Source organism: Paracidovorax oryzae ATCC 19882 (assembly GCF_000687165.1).
Taxonomy (GTDB): Bacteria; Pseudomonadota; Gammaproteobacteria; order Burkholderiales; family Burkholderiaceae_C; genus Paracidovorax; species Paracidovorax oryzae.
Genome location: NZ_JMKU01000005.1, coordinates 91,388 through 113,026, shown reverse-complemented (window position 1 = coordinate 113,026; position 21,639 = coordinate 91,388). Strand labels below are relative to the sequence as shown.

21 protein-coding genes are annotated in these 21,639 nt (G+C 69.6%); 9 read left to right on the top strand and 12 right to left on the bottom strand.

Annotated elements, in window-relative coordinates:
- The first annotated feature begins 146 nt into the window (after positions 1–146).
- Positions 147–1,349, top strand: coding sequence for a glycerophosphodiester phosphodiesterase (locus tag T336_RS0104035; protein ID WP_026431586.1), 1,203 nt, complete (start codon positions 147–149; stop codon positions 1,347–1,349).
- A 19-nt stretch (positions 1,350–1,368) separates the two neighbouring features.
- Here the strand turns inward: T336_RS0104035 and T336_RS0104030 are convergent, their stop codons facing one another.
- Both T336_RS0104030 and mutL read right to left on the bottom strand, forming a co-directional pair.
- Positions 1,369–2,058 carry a PA4824 family protein gene (locus T336_RS0104030; protein ID WP_026431585.1) on the bottom strand — a complete coding sequence of 230 codons (690 nt, stop codon included), beginning with the start codon at positions 2,056–2,058 and terminating at the stop codon, positions 1,369–1,371.
- 23 nt (positions 2,059–2,081) lie between these two features.
- Positions 2,082–4,169, bottom strand: coding sequence for a DNA mismatch repair endonuclease MutL (gene mutL, locus T336_RS0104025; protein WP_026431584.1), 2,088 nt, complete (start codon positions 4,167–4,169; stop codon positions 2,082–2,084).
- Positions 4,170–4,302: 133 nt separating this feature from the next.
- Here mutL and T336_RS0104020 point away from each other — a divergent pair, with 133 nt between their 5' ends.
- Entirely contained in the window at positions 4,303–4,947 is a 645-nt protein-coding gene (locus tag T336_RS0104020; protein ID WP_019700733.1) for a DedA family protein, read from the top strand.
- 39 nt (positions 4,948–4,986) lie between these two features.
- On the opposite strand, the gene T336_RS0104015 is transcribed toward T336_RS0104020, so the two are convergent.
- From T336_RS0104015 to tsaE, 5 genes are all read right to left on the bottom strand, one after another.
- On the bottom strand, positions 4,987–5,844 hold the full coding sequence (locus tag T336_RS0104015) for an alpha/beta fold hydrolase (protein ID WP_035225270.1): 858 nt from the start codon (positions 5,842–5,844) through the stop codon (positions 4,987–4,989).
- Between the two features lie 357 nt (positions 5,845–6,201).
- Positions 6,202–6,429 carry a YMGG-like glycine zipper-containing protein gene (locus T336_RS0104010; protein ID WP_013593771.1) on the bottom strand — a complete coding sequence of 76 codons (228 nt, stop codon included), beginning with the start codon at positions 6,427–6,429 and terminating at the stop codon, positions 6,202–6,204.
- Between the two features lie 116 nt (positions 6,430–6,545).
- The gene (locus tag T336_RS0104005) at positions 6,546–6,887 is read right to left on the bottom strand and encodes a cupin domain-containing protein (protein WP_026431582.1); all 342 of its coding nucleotides are present in this window, start codon (positions 6,885–6,887) and stop codon (positions 6,546–6,548) included.
- Between the two features lie 132 nt (positions 6,888–7,019).
- Positions 7,020–8,570: an N-acetylmuramoyl-L-alanine amidase gene (locus tag T336_RS0104000; protein ID WP_026431581.1), complete on the bottom strand. Its 1,551-nt coding sequence runs from the start codon at positions 8,568–8,570 to the stop codon at positions 7,020–7,022.
- Positions 8,567–9,112, bottom strand: coding sequence for a tRNA (adenosine(37)-N6)-threonylcarbamoyltransferase complex ATPase subunit type 1 TsaE (tsaE, locus tag T336_RS0103995; RefSeq protein ID WP_019700737.1), 546 nt, complete (start codon positions 9,110–9,112; stop codon positions 8,567–8,569). The genes T336_RS0104000 and tsaE overlap by 4 nt, the downstream gene beginning before the upstream one ends.
- Before the next feature lie 12 nt (positions 9,113–9,124).
- Here tsaE and queG point away from each other — a divergent pair, with 12 nt between their 5' ends.
- A complete protein-coding gene (gene queG / locus T336_RS0103990; RefSeq protein ID WP_026431580.1) occupies positions 9,125–10,222 on the top strand; it encodes a tRNA epoxyqueuosine(34) reductase QueG in 1,098 nt (365 codons plus the stop codon).
- An 18-nt stretch (positions 10,223–10,240) separates the two neighbouring features.
- Here queG and T336_RS0103985 read toward each other — a convergent pair whose 3' ends face one another.
- Both T336_RS0103985 and T336_RS0103980 read right to left on the bottom strand, forming a co-directional pair.
- Positions 10,241–11,194: an AEC family transporter gene (locus tag T336_RS0103985; RefSeq protein ID WP_051647046.1), complete on the bottom strand. Its 954-nt coding sequence runs from the start codon at positions 11,192–11,194 to the stop codon at positions 10,241–10,243.
- A 46-nt stretch (positions 11,195–11,240) separates the two neighbouring features.
- The gene (locus T336_RS0103980) at positions 11,241–12,152 is read right to left on the bottom strand and encodes a LysR family transcriptional regulator (RefSeq protein ID WP_019700740.1); all 912 of its coding nucleotides are present in this window, start codon (positions 12,150–12,152) and stop codon (positions 11,241–11,243) included.
- A gap of 181 nt (positions 12,153–12,333) precedes the next feature.
- Between T336_RS0103980 and pyrB the strand changes: the two genes are divergently transcribed.
- The 5 genes from pyrB (at position 12,334) to T336_RS0103955 (ending at position 17,306) form a co-directional block, all read left to right on the top strand.
- Complete coding sequence (pyrB, locus tag T336_RS24750; RefSeq protein ID WP_244883866.1) at positions 12,334–13,323, top strand: aspartate carbamoyltransferase; 990 nt, start codon at positions 12,334–12,336, stop codon at positions 13,321–13,323.
- Positions 13,317–14,081, top strand: a complete 765-nt coding sequence (locus tag T336_RS0103970) for a sulfite exporter TauE/SafE family protein (protein ID WP_019700742.1) — start codon at positions 13,317–13,319, stop codon at positions 14,079–14,081. The genes pyrB and T336_RS0103970 overlap by 7 nt, the downstream gene beginning before the upstream one ends.
- Before the next feature lie 186 nt (positions 14,082–14,267).
- Positions 14,268–15,230 (top strand): tripartite tricarboxylate transporter substrate binding protein BugE, encoded by a 963-nt coding sequence (locus T336_RS0103965; RefSeq protein WP_019700743.1) that lies wholly within the window; start codon positions 14,268–14,270, stop codon positions 15,228–15,230.
- 63 nt (positions 15,231–15,293) lie between these two features.
- Complete coding sequence (gene xerD, locus T336_RS0103960; protein WP_035225269.1) at positions 15,294–16,205, top strand: site-specific tyrosine recombinase XerD; 912 nt, start codon at positions 15,294–15,296, stop codon at positions 16,203–16,205.
- A gap of 90 nt (positions 16,206–16,295) precedes the next feature.
- Positions 16,296–17,306: a Bug family tripartite tricarboxylate transporter substrate binding protein gene (locus tag T336_RS0103955; RefSeq protein ID WP_026431576.1), complete on the top strand. Its 1,011-nt coding sequence runs from the start codon at positions 16,296–16,298 to the stop codon at positions 17,304–17,306.
- A gap of 127 nt (positions 17,307–17,433) precedes the next feature.
- Here the strand turns inward: T336_RS0103955 and T336_RS0103950 are convergent, their stop codons facing one another.
- The 3 genes from T336_RS0103950 to T336_RS0103940 form a co-directional block, all read right to left on the bottom strand.
- Positions 17,434–18,723: an EAL and HDOD domain-containing protein gene (locus T336_RS0103950; protein WP_026431575.1), complete on the bottom strand. Its 1,290-nt coding sequence runs from the start codon at positions 18,721–18,723 to the stop codon at positions 17,434–17,436.
- Positions 18,724–18,872: 149 nt separating this feature from the next.
- Positions 18,873–20,111, bottom strand: a complete 1,239-nt coding sequence (locus tag T336_RS0103945; protein ID WP_026431574.1) for an EAL and HDOD domain-containing protein — start codon at positions 20,109–20,111, stop codon at positions 18,873–18,875.
- A gap of 109 nt (positions 20,112–20,220) precedes the next feature.
- Positions 20,221–21,021: a ferritin-like domain-containing protein gene (locus T336_RS0103940; RefSeq protein WP_026431573.1), complete on the bottom strand. Its 801-nt coding sequence runs from the start codon at positions 21,019–21,021 to the stop codon at positions 20,221–20,223.
- Positions 21,022–21,095: 74 nt separating this feature from the next.
- On the opposite strand from T336_RS0103940, the gene T336_RS0103935 reads away from it, so the two are divergent.
- Positions 21,096–21,620 (top strand): gamma carbonic anhydrase family protein, encoded by a 525-nt coding sequence (locus T336_RS0103935; protein ID WP_020424784.1) that lies wholly within the window; start codon positions 21,096–21,098, stop codon positions 21,618–21,620.
- The last annotated feature ends 19 nt before the right edge of the window (positions 21,621–21,639 follow it).

The window sequence follows — 21,639 nt, the reverse complement described above, 5'->3', positions numbered from 1 at the left end:
AACCCTGGAATTACCCTGTGCGGGTGCCGCTGATCCGGGGTTTGCGCGCGTCCGGCGGGCGGCGCGGCGGTGTCACCGGGCTGTCATGCGGCACCGACAGAGTGCGCGCGGGCGCATACCGTCCATTCACAAGGGAGAAGAGACCAATGATGACGCAACGAATCGCGCGCGGCCCGGCCGCCGCCCTGGTGTTCACCGGCCGGTTGGCCCTGGCCGCCGCCGCATGCGCGGCCCTGTCCGCCTGCGGCGGCAATGGCGGCAGCATCCATTCCACCCTCGACGGCTCCAAAGCCCTGGTGATCGGCCACCGCGGCGCCGCCGGCTACCTGCCCGACCACACGCTCGAAGGCTACCGCCGCGGCATCGAGCTGGGCGCCGACTTCATCGAGCCGGACCTGGTGGCGACCAGGGACGGCGTGCTCATCGCCCGCCACGAGCCGAACATCACCGGCACGACCGATGTATCGCAGCGCCCCGAATTCGCCAGTCGCAAGACTCGCAGGATGGTGGACGGCGTGCAGGAAGAGGGCTGGTTCGCCTCCGATTTCACGCTGGCCGAGATCAAGACCCTGCGTGCCATCCAGCCCCTGGCCGACCGCGACCAGTCCTTCAATGGCCGCTTCCAGATCCCCACGCTCACCGAGGTGCTGGACCTCGCACGCACCGAAGGAGCGAAGGCGGGCCGCACCGTGGGCGTCTACATCGAGACCAAGCACCCCACCTACCATGCCAACCTGAACCTGAAGCTCGAGGACCGGCTGCTCGACACGCTCGCGCAGTACGGCTACACCAAGGTGGCCTCGCCGGTCATGGTGCAGTCCTTCGAGGTGTCCAACCTCAAGTACCTGCGCACGAAGACCCAGGTGCGCCTCGTGCAGCTCGTGGACGGCAACGATGTGAAACCCGACGGCAGCATCGACCTCACGGCGCCCTACGACAAGCCCTACGATTTCGCGGTGGCCGGCGACCGCCGCACTTTCGCCAGCCTGCTCACGCCCGAGGGGCTGCGGGAGGTGAAGACCTATGCGGACGGCATCGGCCCCTGGAAGCCCTACCTGATCCCGACGCGGCTGCAGGACGCCAACAACGACGGCAAGCCGGACGACCTCAACGGCGACGGCATCATCGACGAGCGCGACCGCATCGTGATGTCGCCCACCCGCGTGGTGGCCGACGCCCATGCGGCCGGGCTGTTCGTGCATCCCTACACCTTCCGCAGCGAGGCCAAGCGGCTCGCCTCCGACTACAAGGGCGATCCTGCGGCCGAATACCGCCAGTTCTTCCGCCTCGGCGTGGACGGCGTGTTCTCGGACTTCCCCGACCAGGCCAGGGCCGCCCGCGACAACTGAGCGGCCGTGCGGGCGGCGCTCAGAAGCTGTGCTTGATGCCCAGGCTGAGCAGGGTCCGCCCCTGGCGGCGCCCCACGATACCGTCGAGCTGCCAGCCCGGCGTCCATTCCCACAGGGCGCCGGTCTGGTAGGTGGGCGGGCCGTTGCGTTCGCCGAACGCCTCGACGTGCGCCGTGACGGCGCCCCAGGTCGATTCCACCGCGATGCCCCAGGCGGGCCGCCACTTCTCGGGCGTCCGCAGGGCGCCGAGATTCGCATGCACCGCGCCCCAGCCGGTGGTGCAGGTGCCGATCGCCGTCAGCGCCAGCGTGCTGCCGTTCTCTCCGTAGGCATGGACCAGGCCGGCGCTGCTGGCCACGTGGCAGCCGCCCTCGCGCGGGGGCGTCCATTGCCACTTCGCCTGCAGGCCGCTCAGCGTGGTGCGGCCGTGCAGGTCGCGGGCCAGCAGGGCGCCCACTTCCAGCCCCGGAAGCGCGCGGGGCGCGTAGGCCGGCGCTGCGAAGACGGCGCCGCGCTCCTGGTGCACGCCTTCCCACCAGACTTCGACATGGCCCTCGCCGGGGGCGTTCACACCCGCGTCGTCCACCGTGAGCGGGCGCCCCGCATGCACATCCGGAGAACCTGCCGCAAACGCGGCCAGGGCCACGAGGCCGCGTGCCGTGGATTCCCGGTAGAGGCGGTGACCGAAAGAAGCGCGGCGGATTGGCATGGGGATGTCCTTTTTTCCGTGGGTCAGCGCCCGCGCAGGAACAGCGCGTCCAGCTCGCGCATCGACAGCTGCCGCCATGTGGGCCGGCCATGGTTGCACTGGTCGGAGCGTTCCGTCACTTCCATCTGTCGCAGCAGCGCATTCATTTCGTCGAGCGTGAGCCGCCGGTGCGCGCGCACCGCGCCATGGCAGGCCATGGTACCCAGGATCTCGTTGCGGGCCCGCTGCACCACGGTGGTGGCATCGTGCGCCGCCAGCTCCGCGAGCACGCTGCGCGCCAATTCCACCGCGTCGCCCTGGGCGAGCGACGTGGGGACGGCGCGCACTGCCAGCGTGCGGGGAGAGAACGGCGAGACTTCGAGGCCGAGCATGTCGAGCGTGTCGCCATGGGCTTCCGCCGTGGCCACTTCCTCGGGCGTGGCGGCGAACGTCGCGGGAATCAGCAACGGCTGGCTCGCGATGCGCTCGCTGGCATCCACCTGGGCCTTGAGGCGCTCGTACACGATGCGCTCGTGCGCCGCGTGCATGTCCACGATCACCATGCCCTGGGCGTTCTCGGCCAGGATGTACACGCCGTGGATCTGGGCCACCGCGCGCCCCAGCGGCCAGACTTCCGGCTCGGCACCGGTGGGCGCCTCGGCCTGTGCAGAAGCGCCGGGCGCTGCCGCGAAGGTGCCTGCACCGTCCGGGGCGCCTTCCTGCGAGGCTGCGGGCGCGTCCGTGGCCGGCAGGGCTCCGGGAGCCATGGCATAGGCGGCAGGAGCCTCCTGCACTGTGGCAGCCACCCCCGGCACCGGGGCGAACGGCGGCGGCGCATGCGGCCCGGGGGGCTGTGCGAAGGCCGCCGCGGCGCCGCCGGGCTGCGCGGAGGGCGTGGTGTCCTTGCGGCCCCAGAGCGCTTCCAGGTCGGTGACCCGGTGCCCGGGGCGGGTATCGAAATGCATCGCGGCCTGCCGGGGCAGGGCGGGCGGCGGCATGCGGGCCGCGGGCGAATCCGCGGCGGGCGCACCTGCATCGGCCGTGCCTTGCGCGGCCGCCGCCAGCGCCTGCGCGCGCGGAGCCGCCAGGGCGTTCTCCACCGCATGCCGCACGGCCTGGTGGACTTCGCGGCTGTCGCGGAAGCGCACCTCGATCTTGGTGGGATGCACGTTCACGTCCACCCGCATCGGATCGATCGCCACATAGAGCGCATACACCGGCTGCTTCTGCCCGTGCAGCACGTCCTCGTAGGCACTGCGGGCCGCATGCGTGAGCACCTTGTCGCGCACGAACCGGCCGTTGACGTAGCAGAACTGCTGGTCGGCGCGCGAGCGCGCGGCGTCCGGCAGCCCGGCCCTCCCGGTGACGGTCACCGGCCCGGAGCGGTGCCGCACGGCGATCGACTCGGCCAGGAAGTCCTCGCCCAGCACGTCGGACAGCCGGCGCGCCAGCGCATCCTCCAGCGCCGCATCGTCCACGGCGCCATCCGCCGGGGCCGCGGGGGCGGCCAGCGTCGCGCGCCATTGCTCGACGAGCTTGCCTTCGTGCCAGATCGCGAACCCGACATCCGGCCGGGCCAGCGCATGGCGGCGCACGGCCTCGATGCAGTGCGCCAGCTCCGTCGCATCGGTCTTGAGGAACTTGCGCCGCGCGGGGGTGGAAAAGAACAGCTCCTTCACTTCCACGGTGGTGCCGCGGCTGCGCGCCGCGGGGCGCAGCTCGCCGCTGCGCGCGTCGAGCAGGAAGGCCGTGGGCTGCTCCTCGGTCCGCGACAGCAGGGCCATCTCCGAGACCGACGCGATGGCGGCCAGCGCCTCGCCGCGAAAGCCCATGGTCGCCACCGACTCCAGGTCGTGCAGGTTGGTGATCTTGCTGGTCGCATGGCGGCGCAGGGCCACCGGCAATTCCTCGGGCGGGATGCCGCAGCCGTCGTCCTCCACCGCGATCAGGCGAACGCCGCCCGCCAGCAGCCGCACGGTGACCTGCCGGGCGCCGGCATCCAGCGCGTTGTCCACGAGCTCGCGCACGGCCGACGCGGGCCGCTCCACCACCTCGCCCGCGGCGATCTGGCTGATCAGTTCGTCCGGAAGATCGCGGATCGGGCGGCGCGGGGGGGCTGGCTCTGGGGTCATCGGGCGGCATTGTAGGCAGTGCGGTTAGAGTTACGCGCCGCGCCGGCGGGTGCCCGCTTCCCCCGCGGGGCGAAAGCACCTGCCTGGCCGCAACGACTCCTTTTTTCGCCCTGCCGCTCCTGAAGGACCCGCCTTGGAAGCCATCCAGTTCCTCATCGATTTCATCCTGCACGTGGACAAGCACATCGCGGCCTTCGTGGCCGCGTACGGCCCCTGGGTCTATGCACTGCTCTTCGCCATCGTGTTCGTGGAGACGGGCGTCGTCGTCATGCCCTTCCTGCCCGGCGATTCCCTGCTCTTCATCGTGGGCGCGCTGTGCGGCGCCGGGCTGATGAGCTTCCCAATCGCCTGCGCCGTGCTGCTGGCGGCGGCCGTGCTCGGAGACCAGTGCAACTACACCATCGGACGGTATTTCGGGCCCAAGGTGTTCCAGTGGCCGGACTCGCGGTGGTTCAACCGCCGGGCCTTCGAGCAGGCCCATGCGTTCTATGAGCGCTATGGCGGCATCACCATCGTGCTGGCACGCTTCATGCCGTTCATCCGCACCTTCGCCCCGTTCGTGGCGGGCGTGGCCGAGATGCACCGCGGCAAGTTCACCGCCTACAACGTGGGCGGCGCCCTGCTGTGGGTGCTGGGCATCTGCACGGCGGGCTACTTCTTCGGCAACTTCCCCTGGGTGCAGGCCAACCTCGACAAGATCATCTGGGCGCTGATCCTGGTGCCGGGCCTCATCGCCATCTTCGGCGCCTGGCGTGCGGGCCGCCGGCAGGCCGCCTGATACGAAAGGCGCGGCTGCGCCCGGAGCGGTTCGCAGTGACTAGCGCAGCGTTCGCTCCAGCCACCGCAGCAGGTGGTGGTTGACGGCCTCGGGGTTGTCCAGGTTCGAGAAGTGGCCCGCGGCCGGCACGATCACGGCATCGCAGCCCAGCGAGTGCGCCATGTCCTGCATCCCGCGGGGCGGGCAGGCGGTATCGCCGTCACCGCACATCATCAGCGTGGTGGCCGGGTCCAGCGCCGCCAGCCGGCCCGGCGCATCGCTGCGCGCCAGCAGGAGCCGGCCCAGGGGGACGATCGAATCACGCAGCCGGTCGGTGGGCATCGACGCCAGGCAGCGGGCGAACGCCGCCGGATGGACGGCGTCCATGTCCGTGCCGGCGCGGAAGAAGAGCGGAACGATGGCCTGTGCCAGTGGCGGGGTGACACGCCCTGCGGCCTCGATCGCGTCGAGCAGGCCCGCGTAATGGCGGTGCGTCGCTTCGGGCTCGGCGCCCAGGCGGGATCCCATCAGCACCAGGCTGCGCACCCGTCCGGGCGCCAGCAGTGCCAGTTCCGCGCCCCACAGGCCGCCCGCCGACAGGCCGACCACGGCGAACTCGTCGATCTGCAAGGCATCGAGCATGGACAGCATGTGACCGGCCAGGGCCTGCAGGTCGTGCGTACCGCCCGGCAGCGGACCGGACGCCCCGTGGCCCCAGAGATCGGGCGCGATCACGCGATAGCAGCGCGACAGGGCCCGGATCTGGGGCTCCCACATCGTGGAGTTCCACAGATAGCTGTGGCCCAGCAGGACGGTGGGCCCCCTGCCGCGGTCCTGGTAGCGAAGCTGGCCACCTTCCGCGGTGGGCAGCCGCAGGACCTGTTCTTCGGCGAATGCGCTGAAATCGTCACCGGCCATCGGCAAGGCCGCCGTCGCCGGGCCCGTCCCGCGGAACCGCAGCGCCGTCCGCCGCGGTTGCCCGCCCTCGGCGCAGTGGGGCATTCCGATGCGCGGTGGGTGGGGAAATCGGGCCATGAACAGCGACCTTCCTCTGCAAAAAAAGGGACCGCTGAATGCTAGCCGCTGCTAGCTTTATTGTTTATTAGAGTATTTGTGAGTAACGATAAATATATTTTATTCATCAAGGTCGGCAGGCGGTCGCGCGTGCCATGCCCATGAACAAAGCCGCCCGCGCGGCGACTGCCATGCGAGCGGCTCGTGGTGCGGAGCAGCGCAGGCTGCTTCCGCGAAAGGTTCTTAACGTCGTACCTGCGTTCAGCGGCGGCGCTGGTCGCGGTCTTCGCCCAGTTCGTGGCCGATGAGCGCACCGGCTGCTGCGCCACCCACGGTGGCCGCGGTGCCGCCGACCGCGCTGCCCAGCACGCCGCCAGCGACGGCGCCCACGCCGGTGCCGATCTGTGCATTGGACGGATTGGAAGAGCATCCTGCCAGGCCCAGTGCGGCGACGCAGGCGGCGGCGGAGAGGAGATGGCGGTAGTTCATGGTGTGCTCCTTGTGTGGAATTGCAGGCTCAGGGAATGTCCTTCTACCCATGTACGCACTATCGCTCCGCTCGCTCCAGGCGTGTGTAAGCAGCTCCAACCGCCGGTTGTAGGACGTTACTGTCCGGTTTGGGGAACCAGGCACAGCGTGAGCAGCAGCGAGGCATCGGTCAGTCCGCGCAGCGAATGGACGGCACGGGCCTGCAGATGGACGAGGTCGCCCGGGCGCAGCAGGCTGGCACCCGAAGCGGTGTGCAGTTCCACTTCCCCTTCGATGCACTGGATCGTGAACTCCCCGGGCACCTCGTGCTGGCGAAGCTCCTTGCCGGCGGGCAGAACAGCCCGGATCACTTCGAGCTGCGCGGCCTTGATGATGGCCGAGGTGGCGGTTCCCGCCAGCGCGGCACCGAGCGGGCGGACGCTGACGACTTCGGCGGAACGTGCATGCTGCAAAGCCATGGAAAACTCCTCTGGCCCCGGTGCGGGGCGTTTCGTCGTGGGGTGCATGGAACTGTGGCCCAGCCAGCGCCGCAAGGCAATGCCTGCATGCCCGGGCGGTCTGCGGGTGCCGGCCGGCCCGGGGCCATGGGGTCAGACGGACCGGCTGCGTGCGAGCGGCGGATTCTTCGCGAAGTAGCGGGTGATGCCGCGCATCAGCGCATCCGCCAGCTGCTGCTGGTAGGCGGCCGTGCGGAGCTTGGCCTCTTCTTCGGGGTTGCTGATGAAGGCTGTCTCCACCAGCACGCTGGGAATGTCCGGTGCCTTCAGCACGGCGAACCCGGCCTGTTCCACGCGTGGCTTGTGAAGCCTGGCCATGTTGCCGATCTCGCCCAGCAGCACGCTGCCGAGCTTGAGGCTGTCATTGATCTGCGCCGTGGTGCTCATGTCGAGCAGGGCGCTCTGCACGTGCCTGTCCTGGCTGCGCACGTTCAGCCCCCCGACGAGGTCGGACTGGTTTTCCTTGTTGGCCAGCCACCGCGCGGCCGTGCTGGACGCACCGCTCTGGCTGAGCGCGAAGACGCTCGCACCGCGGGCGGCCGGCGTGGTGAAGGCGTCGGCATGGATGCTGACGAACAGGTCCGCCTGCACGCGCCGCGCCTTTTCCACCCGCACGCCGAGCGGCACGAAGAAATCCGCGTCGCGGGTCATGAAGGCGCGCATCGGGTTGCCCCCGACGGTGGTGGCATTGATCCGGTCGCGCAGCAGGAACGCGACCTTCAGGACCACGTCCTTCTCGCGTGTTCCGCCCGGACCGGTGGCGCCGGGATCTTCACCGCCATGGCCCGGATCGAGGGCGATGATGATGAGCCGGTCGGTAGCCCGGGCAATGGCCGGGGCGGCTGGCGACGTGCCGCTGCCGGCATGCGGCGGCGCTGGCGCGGCAGCCACTGCCGGGGGCGCGGCCGCCGGTGCGCCGGACGGCGTGGCCACCGGCGCCGTGGGGCCGGGCGATGCCGTAGGCAGGCCGCCCGGCGCCGCATGGGCGGCTTTGCCCGGCGGCGTGTTGTGCTGCGCGATCAGGTCGCCGATCGGGTCGCCAGCCGTGCCCGGCTTCGCCGCGGCGATGTTGGGCAACGGGGCCGGCGCGGCGGTGGTGCCCGCGGAAGCCGTGCCTGGCGCTGCGTCCCGCAGGCGCTCGGCGATCAGGGTCTCCAGGGGATCCTCGGGTTCGGCGGGGTAGAGGTCGAAGACCAGCCGGTGCCGGTAGGCGGCGATCGGGGGCAGGGTGAAGACCTGGGGCAGCGCGGCGCGCTTGAGGTCCACCACCAGCCGCACGACGCCCGGGGCGTTCTGGCCGACGCGGATGCCGGCGATGTTGGGGTCGTCCGGCTTCACCTTCGCGACCAGTTCGCGCAGTTCGGGATTCAGGTCGATGCCCTCGATGTCCACCGCCAGCCGCGGCGGCGTGGCCACGAAGAACTGCTTGGCGGTGAGCTGCTGGTCCGATTCGATGGTCACGCGGGAATAGTCCTGCGCCGGCCATACGCGCACCGCGACGATGCCCGCGCCGCGGGCGATCTGCGCGGCCCCGAGCAGGAGCACCAGGGATCCGGCGCGCAGCAGCCGGCGCCGCGATGGGCCATGCGCCAGGGGCGAAGGAGCGGCGGGCGGGGGGGAAGGGGGGAGGGCGTCTTCGCTCATTCTGCGGGAAGTGCTTGCACCAGGGTGCGGCCGAGGGGGGTGCCGGCGCGCAGCAGGACCTGCCGGGACAGGCCGTCGCCATCGTACGCGCCATTGGCGGGAGGGGATGCTTCGATCTGTAGGACAAGGTCGGCGGCGGGCAGCAATCCCGCGGCTTTCTCGGGCCACTCGGCGAGCTTCAGGCCGGGGCCCGCGAAGATGTCGCGAAAGCCTGCGTCCTCCCACTCCCGGGGATCGCCGAAGCGGTAGAAGTCGAAATGCCATGCCGGCCCGGCCTCGGTGTCGTGCGGTTCCACCACGGCATAGGTCGGGCTCTTGATCCGGCCCTGCACGCCCAGGGCCCGCAGCAGGTGCCGCACGAAGGTGGTCTTGCCCGCGCCCAGGTCGCCGTGCAGGGTGACGAAGGCGTTCGCCAGGGCGGGCTGCGCGGCGAGCGCGCGCGCGAATGCCGCGGTGTCGTCCTCGCTCCGCCAGACCCTTTGCAGGGTGTCGGTTCCGGAGGGGCTTTCTACAATCCCCGGGTGATGTCGTGCAGCAGTCAACTCGTTCCTCAAATGCAAGGCTGGGCCCGCGAACTGGGATTTTCCCAAATTGGCGTCGCCGGCGTGGATTTGTCGTCGGCGGAGCCGGGGTTGATGCAATGGCTGGCCCAAGGGTTCCATGGAGACATGCACTACATGCAGTCCCATGGGCTCAAGCGCGCCAGGCCGGCGGAACTGGTGCCCGGTACCGTGAGCGTGATCACCGTGCGCATGGACTACCTGCCGCGGCAGACCCTGGAGCGCGCCGCGGAGCGCGAGGGTTCGCCAGCGGGGTGGCAGGCGGCCGAACTTTCGCGGCTGGACAGGCCCCGCGAAGGCATCGTGTCGGTCTATGCGCGGGGGCGGGACTACCACAAGGTGCTGCGCGCCCGTCTGCAGAAGCTCGCGGACCGCATCGCCGGCGTGGTGGGGCCTTTCGGGCACCGCGTGTTCACCGATTCCGCGCCGGTGCTGGAGGCCGAGCTTGCCCGCCGCAGCGGGCAGGGCTGGCGCGGCAAGCACACGCTGGTGCTGCACCGCGAAGCCGGCTCCATGTTCTTCCTGGGCGAGATCTACGTCGATCTGCCCCTGGCGCCCAGCGAGCCCGTGAGCGCGCATTGCGGCTCCTGCCAGGCCTGCATCGATGTCTGCCCGACGCGCGCCATCGTCGCGCCGCAGCGCGTGGATGCGCGGCGCTGCATCTCGTACCTCACCATCGAGCATCCAGGGCCCATTCCGGAAGCGCTCCGGCCCCTCATGGGCAATCGCATCTATGGCTGCGACGATTGCCAGCTCGCCTGCCCGTGGAACAAGTTCGCCCAGCCCGCGCAGGTGCCCGATTTCGACGAACGCCCCGGGCTCTCGGGGCGCCCGCTGGCCGAGTGGTTCGCCTGGGACGAGGGCACTTTCCTGCGCATGACCGAGGGCGGGCCGATCCGCCGCATCGGGCATGAGCGCTGGCTGCGCAACGTGGCCGTGGCGCTGGGCAATGCGTTGCGCGCCACGGGCGATCCGGCACTGCGGGCCGCCCTGGCATCGCGCGTGGATGACCCGAGCCCCCTGGTGCGCGAGCACGTGGCGTGGGCCCTGGCGCAGGCCGCCGCCGGAATGCCGGAGGAGCCGCCCGCATGAGCAGGCAGCGCGCAGCGCTCAGGGAGCGAGCCAGCCCAGCGCCAGCGGCAGGCTGAGCACTCCCAGCACGGTGGACAGCGTCACCAGGCCCGCCACATAGGGCCCGTTGTAGCCCATGCGCGCGGCCAGCACGTAGCAGGTGGACGCGGTGGGCAGGGCCGAGAAGGCCATCAGCACCGTCGTCTGCACGGCATCGAGCCGGAACCAGCGTGCCAGCAGGCAGGCCGCCAGCGGTTGCACGAGGTGCCGTATGGCGAGCACAGAGGCCGACAGCAGCGTGCTGCGCGTGAGCAGGCCGAGCTGCATGCCCGCGCCTGCCGACATCAGCCCCAGGGCGATCGACGCGGCACCGACGCGGTTCACCGAGGGCTCCATCCATCCGGGAATGCGCAGGCCCAGCAGGTTCGCGGCCAGCCCGGAAGCCGTCGCCAGGATCAGCGGATTGCGCGCCAGCTCCTTCAGGAAGCCCTGGCTGCCCGCGCGCGCCATGGGCCACACGGCCGCCACGTTGAAGATCGGCACGCAGACCCCGATCAGCACGGCAATGAGCTGCAGGCCCTGCGCGCCTGCCAGCCGCTCGGCCAGCGCCAGCCCGATGAAAGAATTGAAGCGGAACGCCACCTGCGCGCTGGCGGCATGGTCGCGCGCATCGATGCGGCCCGACAGGCCCGGAAGCTTCGGCAGCGCGTAGGCGAGGCCGATGCCGCACAGCCCCGTGAGCACGCCCGCGCCGATCAGGCCCGAGGTTTCGACCACGTGGATCGGGTTCTTCACGATCGACTGGAAAAGCAGCACCGGAAAGAGCAGGTAATACACCAGGCTTTCGACGGGCTGCCAGACCGACCGGTTGAGGGCCGTGTAACGGCAGATCAGGTATCCGAAGAGGATGAGGGAAAAATCCGGGAAGAGAAGCTGCGCGTAGTTCACCGCCCGCAGGATACCCGGCGCCCGCGCCGGCGGGTGCCGTGGCATGGAAATGCCGGCACGCCCGGGGCGTGGCCCCGCCTGCGAGTAAGCGTCAGTCCTTGGACTTGAACACGCGGGCACCGTCCGCGATGGCTTCCAGCACCTTCTTCAGGCCCCGGTTCACCGGCTTGTCCTGGCGCAGGATGAAGGCCAGCGTGCGCCGCAGCTTCGGTTCGAGCGGGCGCATCTCCAGGTCCTTGTGCTTGCCCGGGCCGGTCACGGCCATGCGCGGCAGCACGGCGCAGCCCAGGCCCGCCGCGACCATGGCCTTGATGGCTTCCACGCTGTCGAACTCCATCGCCGGCGGGCGCAGCGGGCCGGTGCCCTGGCGCAGCCATTCGTCCACCAGCGTGCGGGTCGTGGTACCGGTGCCGAGCTTCACCATCGGCTGCTCGCTGAGCATCTCCGCGGTCACGGCGTCGGGCCACTGGCAGGTGCCGCGGCGGCAGATGGCCACGAAATCGTCCTCCAGCACCGGCGTCGCGGCGATCGCGCGGGAGTTGACGGGCAGGGTGACGAGGGCGACATCGATGATGTTGCCTTCGATCTGGCGCACGTAGTCCTCCGTATTGCCGGTGCTCACGACGATCTGCAGCGACGGATAGCGCTTGCGCAGGTCGCGCAGCACCGCGGGAAGGAAGTAGAGGCAGGGCGTGAGGCCCGTGCCCAGGCGCACCGTGCCCGATACCCCGGCGGCATGGAAGGTCGCCGCGCTCACCGCGTTGGCCACCGCGGTCGCGACATGCGGTACCTGGGCGAGCAGGTCGCTGCCGGCGGGCGTGGCGCTCACGCGCCTTCCCACGCGTTCCACCAGCCGCACGGACAGTGCGCGCTCCAGCTTCTTGACCTGGACACTGACGGCGGGCTGGGTGAGACCCAGGCGTTCGGCCGCCGCAGAAAAACTCCCCAGCTCGAGCACCAGTGCGAAGGTGCGGAGCTGCTCTAGATCGATGGTTGTTTCCAAAATGATTTTTATGTTTCGTATAAGAAAGAAAAACTTCTCTTATGGAAGCCTCGGAAAGAAGATTGAAGCAGAAAGTCAGCCCATCCGCACAACAAGATTGTTTCCAGTGTCGCAGTGCCACCGCTCCCTGCCCGACGGGCATCCACGCACCCTTCCCCACAGGGTTGCGCGCCAGCATCTCGTGTCGATCGACGACTGGTCGCGCGGGGATATCGAGAACCTGCTGGACGTGACGGAGGACATCCGCCGCCATCCGCGCGAATTCGCCTACAGCCTCGCGGGCTCGCTGGTCTGCACCGCGTTCTTCGAGCCCAGCACCCGCACCCGCCTGAGCTTCGAGGCAGCCGCCCACCGGCTGGGCGCGAAGGTGCTGAGCATGGGCGACATGCAGGCCACCCGCATGGGCCTGGGCGAGAGCGCCTCCGACACCCTGCGCATGGCGGGCTACTACGCGGACCTGGTCGTGACGCGGCATGCGCAGGACGGCATGGTCGAGCGCCTGGCACAGGCGCTCGACGTGCCCGTGGTGAACGCGGGCGAAGGCCTGCACCGCCATCCGACGCAGACCCTGATCGACCTCTTCACCATGCGCAAGCACTTCGGCACCCTGGACGGCCTGCGCGTGGGCATCTGCGGAGGGCTGCGGTACTCCCGGGCGGCCAAGTCGCTGCTGGCCGGGCTGCGCGCCTTCCGCGACGTGCGCGTGCACGTGGTGGATGCGGTGGGCGATACCGAGGCGGCCCAGGCGCAGCATGTTCCGCTGGCGCAGGTCGCCGGGGCGGGCGCCCAGGAGCACGCCTGCGTCACCGACATGCTGGGCCAGGTGGATGTGCTCTATGTCGTGCGCGTGCAGCGCGAGCAGTACCGCGACGAGGCCTCCCACGCGATGCAGCTGGAGCGCTGCCGCGTCGACCGCCGCCTGCTGCAGGGCCTGCGGGGAGACTTGATGGTGATGCACTGCCTGCCCCGCGGAGGAGAGCTGGCGGAGGACGTGGACGACACGCCCTTCAACCACTACTTCCGGCAGGCGGCCAACGGCGTGGCCGTGCGCATGGCGGTGCTCCAGCGCTACCTGGGCCGGTTCCGCCTGACGACGGCCGCCCTGATGGGCGACCGGCTGCACCTGGACATCGCTCCCCCGTCTTCCGCCAACAGGTCCATAGCATGGTGATGCTCTGGAGCGCCGCCCTCGCGGGCGTGGGTGGCATCGTCGGCATCGTCGCCGTCACGGTGGGCGGGGGCGTCACGCTCGGCGTGCCCCTGCTGCTGCTGCTGGGCCATCCGGCCGCCACCGCGATCGCCACCGTCAAGTTCGCACTGATCGGCTCCTTCGCAACGGGCGCGCTGGTGCATCGCCAGGACCCGCGCTCCGAAGTGGCCGTGCCCTGGTTGCTCTGGCCACTGTGCGTGGCAGGCTCCGTGACGGGCTCCCTGCTCGCCACCGGCATGGACGAGCGCCTGCTCAAGTTCCTCGTCGTCGTGCTCATGGCGGGCGTCCTCTGGATCACCTACCGCACCGACCTGTCGGCCAAGGGCGTCGCTCCGGCGGCGGGGGCGGCGCGCATGTCGGCTGGCGGCGTGGCCACCGTGTTCGCGCTGTGCGTGTATTCCGGCTTCTTCGGCGCGGGCTTCGGCACCTTCCTCATCTTCGCGCTCATGCATTTCTTCGGGCTCAGCTTCGCGCAGAGCGCCTCGGTCATGACGCGCATCAACCTGCTGGTCGTGGGCGCCTCGGTGAGCACCTTCGCCAGCAGGGGCGTGATCGACTTCCAGCTGGGCATTCCGCTGCTGCTGGGATGCGCCGTGGGCGGAATGATGGGCGCCTGGACCGCCAAGACCCTGTCGCCGCACCGAATGAAGGCGATGTTCCTGGTCTTCTCCATGCTGCTGGGCTCCAAGCTGCTCTGGGACGCCATGGTTCCTGCCTGAAACCGGGCAACGCCCGAGACTGTCGCGCTCCGCTCCCCTGCAGGGCGCGCCATCCACCACCGATGCGGCAAAGATCACGATGGTGAGGGTAATTCCTCACCAGGGGTGACGCTGCGTGCAACGATGCTCTTGCCTTCCCCGCGCGGGGATGCACATCGTTTTCATGCAGTTACAAAAGGGATTGCCATGCATCGTCGAAACTGGTTCGGATTCGTGCTTCTTGCTGCCGCGGGCGGTGCCTGGGCCCAGGCCTATCCCTCCAAGCCCATCCGCCTGGTCGTGCCCTTTGCGCCGGGAGGCACCACCGACATCATCGCGCGCGTGATAGCCGACCCCCTGGCGCGCGCGCTGGGGCAGCCGGTGGTGGTGGAAAACAAGGCCGGCGGTGGCGGCATCGTCGGCGCGTCCGATACGGCCAAGGCGACGCCGGACGGCTATTCGCTGGGCATCGCCACCGTGTCCACCACGGCCGCCAACCCCGCGATCAACCCGCGCACGCCGTACAACCCGCTGACGGATTTCACGCCGATCATCAACATCGCCGCCACGCCGAACATCATCGCGGTGAATCCCAATTTCCCTGCCAAGGACTACAAGGGCTTCCTCGCGGAGGTCAAGAAGGTTCCGGGCAAGTACTCGTATTCCTCCTCCGGCACCGGCGGCATCGGCCATCTGCAGATGGAGCTCTACAAGAGCCTGACGCAGGTCTTCGTCACGCACATTCCCTACCGCGGTGCCGGGCCGGCGCTCAACGACACCGTGGCCGGCCAGGTGCCGATCATCTTCGACAACCTGCCTTCCACGCTGCCCTTCATCAAGGAGAACCGCCTGGTGCCTATCGTCGTGGCCGCGCCGCAGCGCGTGGCCGCGCTGCCCAACGTCCCGACCTTCAAGGAAATCGGCCTGGAGCCGGTGAACCGGATGGCCTACTACGGCATCCTGGGCCCGAAGGGCCTGCCGCGCGACGTGGTGGACAAGGTCAACGCGGGCGTGCGCAAGGCGCTGGAGGACCCGGCGGTGCGCAAGCGCATCGAGGACACGGGTTCGCTGATCGTCGGCAACACGCCCGAGCAGTTCGCCGAGCAGATCAAGGCGGAGTTCGATGTGTACAAGACGGTGGTGCAGAAGCAGAAGCTCTCGCTCGAGTGACCCGCGGGCTGGCCGCCCGGACGGGCGGTGCCTGCCCCGGGGCGCGTGGTAACTTCGCGCCCTATGACCCTGTCGCCCGCCAGCCAGCCTGCCATCGACGCATTCATCGACGCCCTCTGGCTCGAAGACGGCCTCTCGCGCAATACGCTGGCGGCCTACCGCCGCGACCTCGTGCTGTATGCGCAGTGGCTCGGGCAGCACGCTTCCGATACCGCGGGCGCGCTGGACGCCACGGCCGAGCAGCACCTGAAGGCGTATTTCGCGGCGCGCCACGCGGAAACGCGCGCCACGTCGGCCAACCGCCGGCTGACCGTGCTGCGGCGGTACTTCCAGTGGGCGCTGCGCGAGCGCCGCATCGCCGCCGATCCCACCGTGCGCCTGCAGGCGGCGCGGCAGCCGCTGCGGGTGCCCAAGACCCTGTCGGCCGCGCAGGTCGAGGCCCTCCTGCAGGCACCCGACACGTCCACGTCGCTGGGCCTGCGCGACCGCGCGATGCTGGAGCTCATGTATGCCAGCGGCCTGCGCGTGACCGAACTGGTCACGTTGAAGACCTACCACGCCGGCCTGTCCGAGGGGGTGCTGCGGGTGATGGGCAAGGGCGGCAAGGAGCGCCTCGTGCCCTTCGGGGAGGTCGCGGCGCAATGGATGCAGCGGTACCTGGACGAGGCCCGCGCGGACATCCTGGCAGGGCAGCAGACCGACGACCTGTTCGTGACCCGGCGCGGTGCGGGCATGACGCGCGCCATGTTCTGGGTGGTCGTGAAGAAACATGCCCAGGCGGCCGGGATCACCGTGCCGCTGTCGCCGCACACGCTGCGCCATGCCTTCGCGACGCACCTGCTCAACCACGGCGCGGACCTGCGGGTGGTCCAGTTGCTGCTGGGGCATGCGGACATTTCCACCACCACGATCTACACCCACGTGGCGCGGGAGCGGCTCAAGGCGCTGCATGCCCAGCACCATCCCCGGGGCTGAAGGCCGGCCCGTGCTTTGCGGTGCGCACAATCGCCGCTGTGTTCCGCATCCCTTATCTGTCTTTTTCGTGTTTCCTGAACGGTGGTTCCGATGATCGATTCGTTGTCGCGCAGGCGCGCGCTCCTTTTGTGTGCCTCGGCCCCGCTGGCCGCGGCGGCCATGGCCCCGGCCCATGTGCTGGCGCAGGGCTCCACGGCCGACTGGCCGGGCTCCCGGCCCATCCGCATCATCGTGGCCTATCCGGCTGGCGGGGTGAGCGACGTCATGGCGCGGGCGCTCGGAGACCGGCTCTCGGCGCAACTGGGCACGCCCGTCATCGTGGACAACAAGGCGGGCGCGGGCGGCACCATCGCCATGGATGCGGTGGCCAAGGCCCCGTCGGACGGCCATACGCTGGGCTTTTCGTCGATCAGCCCGCTGGTGCTGAGTCCGCACCTGGGCCGGTTGCCGTTCGATCCCGTCCGTGACATCGCCCCCGTGGCCAGCGTGATGGTGTCGCCGGTGCTCCTGCTGGCCACGCCTGCCTGCACCGCCCGGGATTTCCCCGCACTGGTCGCCCAGGCCAAGGCGCGGCCCGGCGAGGTGCGATGGGCGACCTCGGGGCAGGCCTCCCTCGGGCACATCATGCTCGAGCAGATCATGCAGGCGTCGGGGGCGAAGATCACGCACGTGCCCTACAAGGGCGGCGGCCAGCAGCTCAACGATGCGCTGAGCGGACAGTTCGAGATCCTTTCCACCAACGCGGGGCCGGCAGTCGCCCAGCACATCCAGGGCGGCAAGCTGCGCGCCCTCGCCGTGGGGGCGCCGCAGCGGGTGGATGGCCTGCCCGGCACGCCCACCCTGGCCGAGCTGGGGATGCCGGCGGCCAACCTGAGTTCGCAGTTCGGCATCTTCGCGCCGGGCAGGACGCCGCCCGCGATCCTGGAGCGGCTCAATGCCGAGATCAACAAGGCCCTGGCATGGCCGGAACTGCGCGCCAGGCTGGTGGCGACGGGCAATGTGCCCCTGGGCGGCGCGTCCGCGGACTTCGCGCGGGAGATCGCCCGGGAGTCCCAGGGCAATGCCGCGATCATCCGTGCGGCCCGCATCCAACTGGATTGAGAGCGGCCAACACGACCCTTCTGGCGTCGTTGCCACATCTTGTCGTACTGTGTGTACTGCCTGCGATGCGGCGCCTCGCCAGAACCGCTTCGCTGGGTCGTGTCAGCCGCTCCAGGGCCGCGCCGGGTCAGCCTTCGCCCAGGCTTTCGGCCCAGGTCAGGGCCTGCAGGTGGGCCCAGTTGACCTGGCGGTTCGAGAGGTGCAGCGCCTCGGCCGCCTTGGCGAAGGCCACTTCGTCACCGCTTTCGCAGGCCTTGGTGAGCTCGAGGAACGGCGCGAACACGCCGGTGTTGTGCAGCAGCGCATCGACCACCGGCTGCGGCAGGGCCACCGATTCGAGGGCCTTTTCCAGCGGCACCCCGAGCATGGCGTCCAGCAGGGAGAACACGCCCACCACGAAAGCGTTGTCGCATTCCTCGGGCGGCAGCAGTTCGGCGGCGAGCAGTTCCATCAGGCGGCCGCGCACGACGGCCGTCTGGCCCACGGCCGGCGGGGAGCCTCCGGCGCGCGAGGTGGTCATCAGCAGTGCCGCCCAGCGGAAGAGCTTCTTGAGGCCGAGGATCATGACCGCGTGCCGGAACGAGGTGATCTCGCACGACAGTCCGAAACCCGAGGAGTTGATGAAGCGCAGCAGGTTGAAGGACAGCGTGGGATCCTTCTTGAGCAGGTCCTCGATCTCCGCCGTGCTGGCCTGCTTGCGCACCAGGTTGATGAGCTGGATGATCGTGGCCTGCGAAGGCCGGATGGTCTGGGCCTTCACCAGTGCGGGCTTGGCGAACCAGAAACCCTGGAACAGCTTCACGCCGAGCGCCGCCATGCGTTCGTGCTGCTCGGCGGTCTCCACCTTCTCGGCCACCAGCGTCGCCTGGCTGTTGGCGCGGGCGAATTTCACGAGTGGCTCGGCCAGCTCGGGCCGGAAGGCCTGCATGTCGAGCTTCACGAAGGCCGCCATCCGCAGCCAGCTGCCGTAGTTGCGGCGCAGCACGTTCTGGCTGAAGGCGAGGCGGAAACCCCGCGTCCGCAGGCCTTCGAGGGTGGACAGGCGGCCCTCGATCTCCTCCACGCTGGCCGTGTCCGCCAGGGTGGGTACTTCCAGCACCACCTTCTCGGGATGGATGAGCTCCAGGTGCCCGCCCGCGAGGCTCTCGTGCGTGCAGTTGATGAAGACCGTCTTCTTGCCCACCAGGGCCTCGGTGCCCGCGTAGGAGAGCGCATTGAAGAGCAGGGCCGCGTCGCTGGCGGCGGTGTGCGCGTCGGAGGCGGTGGAGCGGTCGAAGAGCTCGTAGCCGAAGACGGCGCGGTGCTCGTCCACGATGGCCTGGCGCGCGATGATGGCCAGGTTGCCATCGTCCGTCGGCGCGCCTTCCTGGGGCTGGGTGGGCTCGAAGGCGGGTGCGTTTTCGTTATTGCTCGACATGGGCGTGAGGAGAATGGATGACCGGGCCGGTGGGCCCTTGGCAGGCTGCCACCTTACCACCAAGGAAGGCCCCTGAGAGCCTGCGCACCGCCGGCCGGCATGCGCTGGAGCATGAGCGGAGCGGCACGGCGGCTGGCAGGGACATCGGCTCAGTCCGTCATCTGGTCGGCCCAGGCCAGGGCCTGCAGGTGGGCCCAGTTGATCTGCTGGCTGGTGAGGTGCAGCGTGGTGGCGGCCTGGTCGAAGAGGGCATCGTCGCTCGACTCGCAGGCCTCGGCAAGGCGCAGCAGTTCCCCGAGCACGCCTTCGCGGCGCAGCAGGGCGGCGGCCACGGAGTCGGGCACGTGCAGCAGCCCGACCGCGGATTCCATGGGCATGCTGAGCATCACGTCCAGCATCGAGAAGATGCCCACCACGAAGGCCTGGTCGGCATCTTCCTGGGACAGCGTTTCCTGGGCGACCAGTTCCATCAGCCGCCCGCGGACCACGGCGGTGTGGCCCACGGCCGCGGGAATGCCCCCGATCCGCGATGCGGTCAGCAGCAGCGCGGCCCAGCGGAAGAGCTTCTTGAGGCCCATCAGCATGACCGCCTGGCGGAACGAGGTGATTTCGCGGGCCAGGCCGAAGCCGGACGAATTGATGAGCCGCATCAGGTTGAAGGCCAGGCCCGCGTCCTTCTTGAGGACTTCCTCGATCTCGTCGGTGCTGGCCTGCTGCCGCACGAGGTTGATGAGGTGGAGGATGTTGGTCTGCGACGGCGTCAGGAGCTTGGCCTCGACCACCGAGGGGCGCGAGAACCAGAAGCCCTGGAAGAGCTGCACGCCCATGCTGGACGCCATGTCGTACTGCTGGGCGGTCTCCACCTTCTCGGCGATGAGCTCGGCGCGCGAATGGCGCCCCGCGTACTTGACGAGCACGGCCAGCTGGTCGGGCGCCAGCAGCGAGAGATCGAGCTTGATGTAGTCGGCCAGCGGCAGCCAGGGGGCGTAGGCGGACTCGAGCACCGTGTGGTTGAAGGCCAGGTGGAAGCCGCGCTCGCGCAGCGCCTGCAGGATCGGCAGGCGGGTTCCGACCTCGGTGGCGGCCGCATGGCCGAGCGGCGGGATCTCCAGCACCACCTTGTCCGGGTCCACCAGTTCGAGGTGGCCGCCCGCCAGGCTTTCATGCGTGCAGTTGACGAAGATGAGCTTCTTGCCCACCAGCTCTTCGGTGCCTGCGTGCGACAGGGCCGTGAAGACGAGGAAGACGTCGGTGGCCGCGGTGTGCGCCACGCCTGCGCGCGAACGGTTGAACAGCTCGTAGCCGATCACGGAGTGCTGGCCGTTGACGATCGCCTGCCGGGCGATCATGGCGCCCGGCGCGGTGCCGGCCGGTCCCTGGGGGGTCATGGTGGGTGGGTTGGGATGCATGCCGGATGCGTGGACGAAAGCCGCCCCGCGGCATGCGGTGCGGGCTGGATCATTGTAGAAAATTCCCCGTGTCCCCGGTTGTTCCTCGTCATTCGGACTGCAGCCAGAGCAATTCCGCTTCGCTGAAGCCCGCCTGGCGGCGCGCCGCCTCGTTGAACGGAGGCTTCAGGCGCGGCGCTTCGTAGCGCCGCACGAGTTCGCCGTAGTGGCTTTCCGGGTCGAGCCCGTCGCGCGCGCACAGCCATCGGTACCAGTGGTTGCCGATGGCCACGTGGCCGACTTCCTCCCGCAGGATGACGTCGAGGATGGCGACGGCCGCCAGCGCGTCGGGCGTGCCCACCTGCGTGAGCTTGCGCTGGATCAGCGGCGTGGCGTCCAGCCCGCGGGCTTCCAGCGTGCGGGGAACCAGCGCCATCCGCGCCACGATGTCGTGCGCGGTCTTCTCGCACATGGTCCACAGCCCCTGGTGGGCGGGAAAGTCGCCGTAGTCGTGGCCCATGTCCCGCAGGTGGGCGCGCAGCATCCGGAAGTGGGACGCTTCCTCCGCGGCCACGCGCAGCCAGTCCCGGTAGTAGTCTGGCGGCATGCCGGAAAAGCGCCAGACGGCGTCGAGCGCCAGGTTGATCGCGTTGAATTCGATGTGGGCGATGGCGTGCAGCAGCACTGCGCGGCCGGCCGGCGTGGCGGGCGATCGCCGGGCGACCTCCGTGTGGTGCCGCAATTCCGGGCGGGCGGGGCGGCCGGGCAGTCCCTCCGGTGCGGGGCGCGCGGGGGCATGCGGGTCCAGAGAGAGGTCCGCGGCCGAGGCGTGCAGCTCCAGCGCCCGGGCCGCCTTGTCCTCGGGATCGGTCAGGCACAGGACCTGCAGGGCACGGTGTCGAAGCTCCATACCTACAATTCTAGGTTTCCGCCCCCATGTGGAAGACCTGGGCGGTGCAGAAGCTATGCACAGGAGACAAGACGATGGCACTTTATGAACTCGACGGCATGACCCCTCGCGTGGCCGAATCGGCCTGGGTCGCGGGCAGCGCGGAGGTGATGGGCAACGTGGTGCTCGGCGAGGACGCCAGCATCTGGTTCGGCGCGGTGCTGCGCGGCGACAACGAGACCCTCACCATCGGCGCGGGCAGCAACGTGCAGGACGGCAGCGTGCTGCACTCCGACCTGGGCCAGCCGCTGACGCTGGGCGAGCGCGTGACGGTGGGCCACAAGGTCGTGCTGCACGGCTGCACCGTGGGCGACGAGTCGCTCATCGGCATCGGCGCCGTGGTGCTCAACGGTGCGAAGATCGGCCGCCACTGCCTCGTCGGCGCGGGAGCGCTGGTCACGGAAGGCAAGGAATTTCCGGACGGCTCGATGATACTGGGCAGTCCGGCCAAGGCCGTGAGGCAGCTCACGGAGGAACAGATCGAGGGCCTGCGCAGGAGCGCGCAGGTCTATATCGCCAATGCCCGGCGTTTCCGGGCAGGGCTGCACCGCACGGGTTGAACTCCGGCGCCCGCAGCCC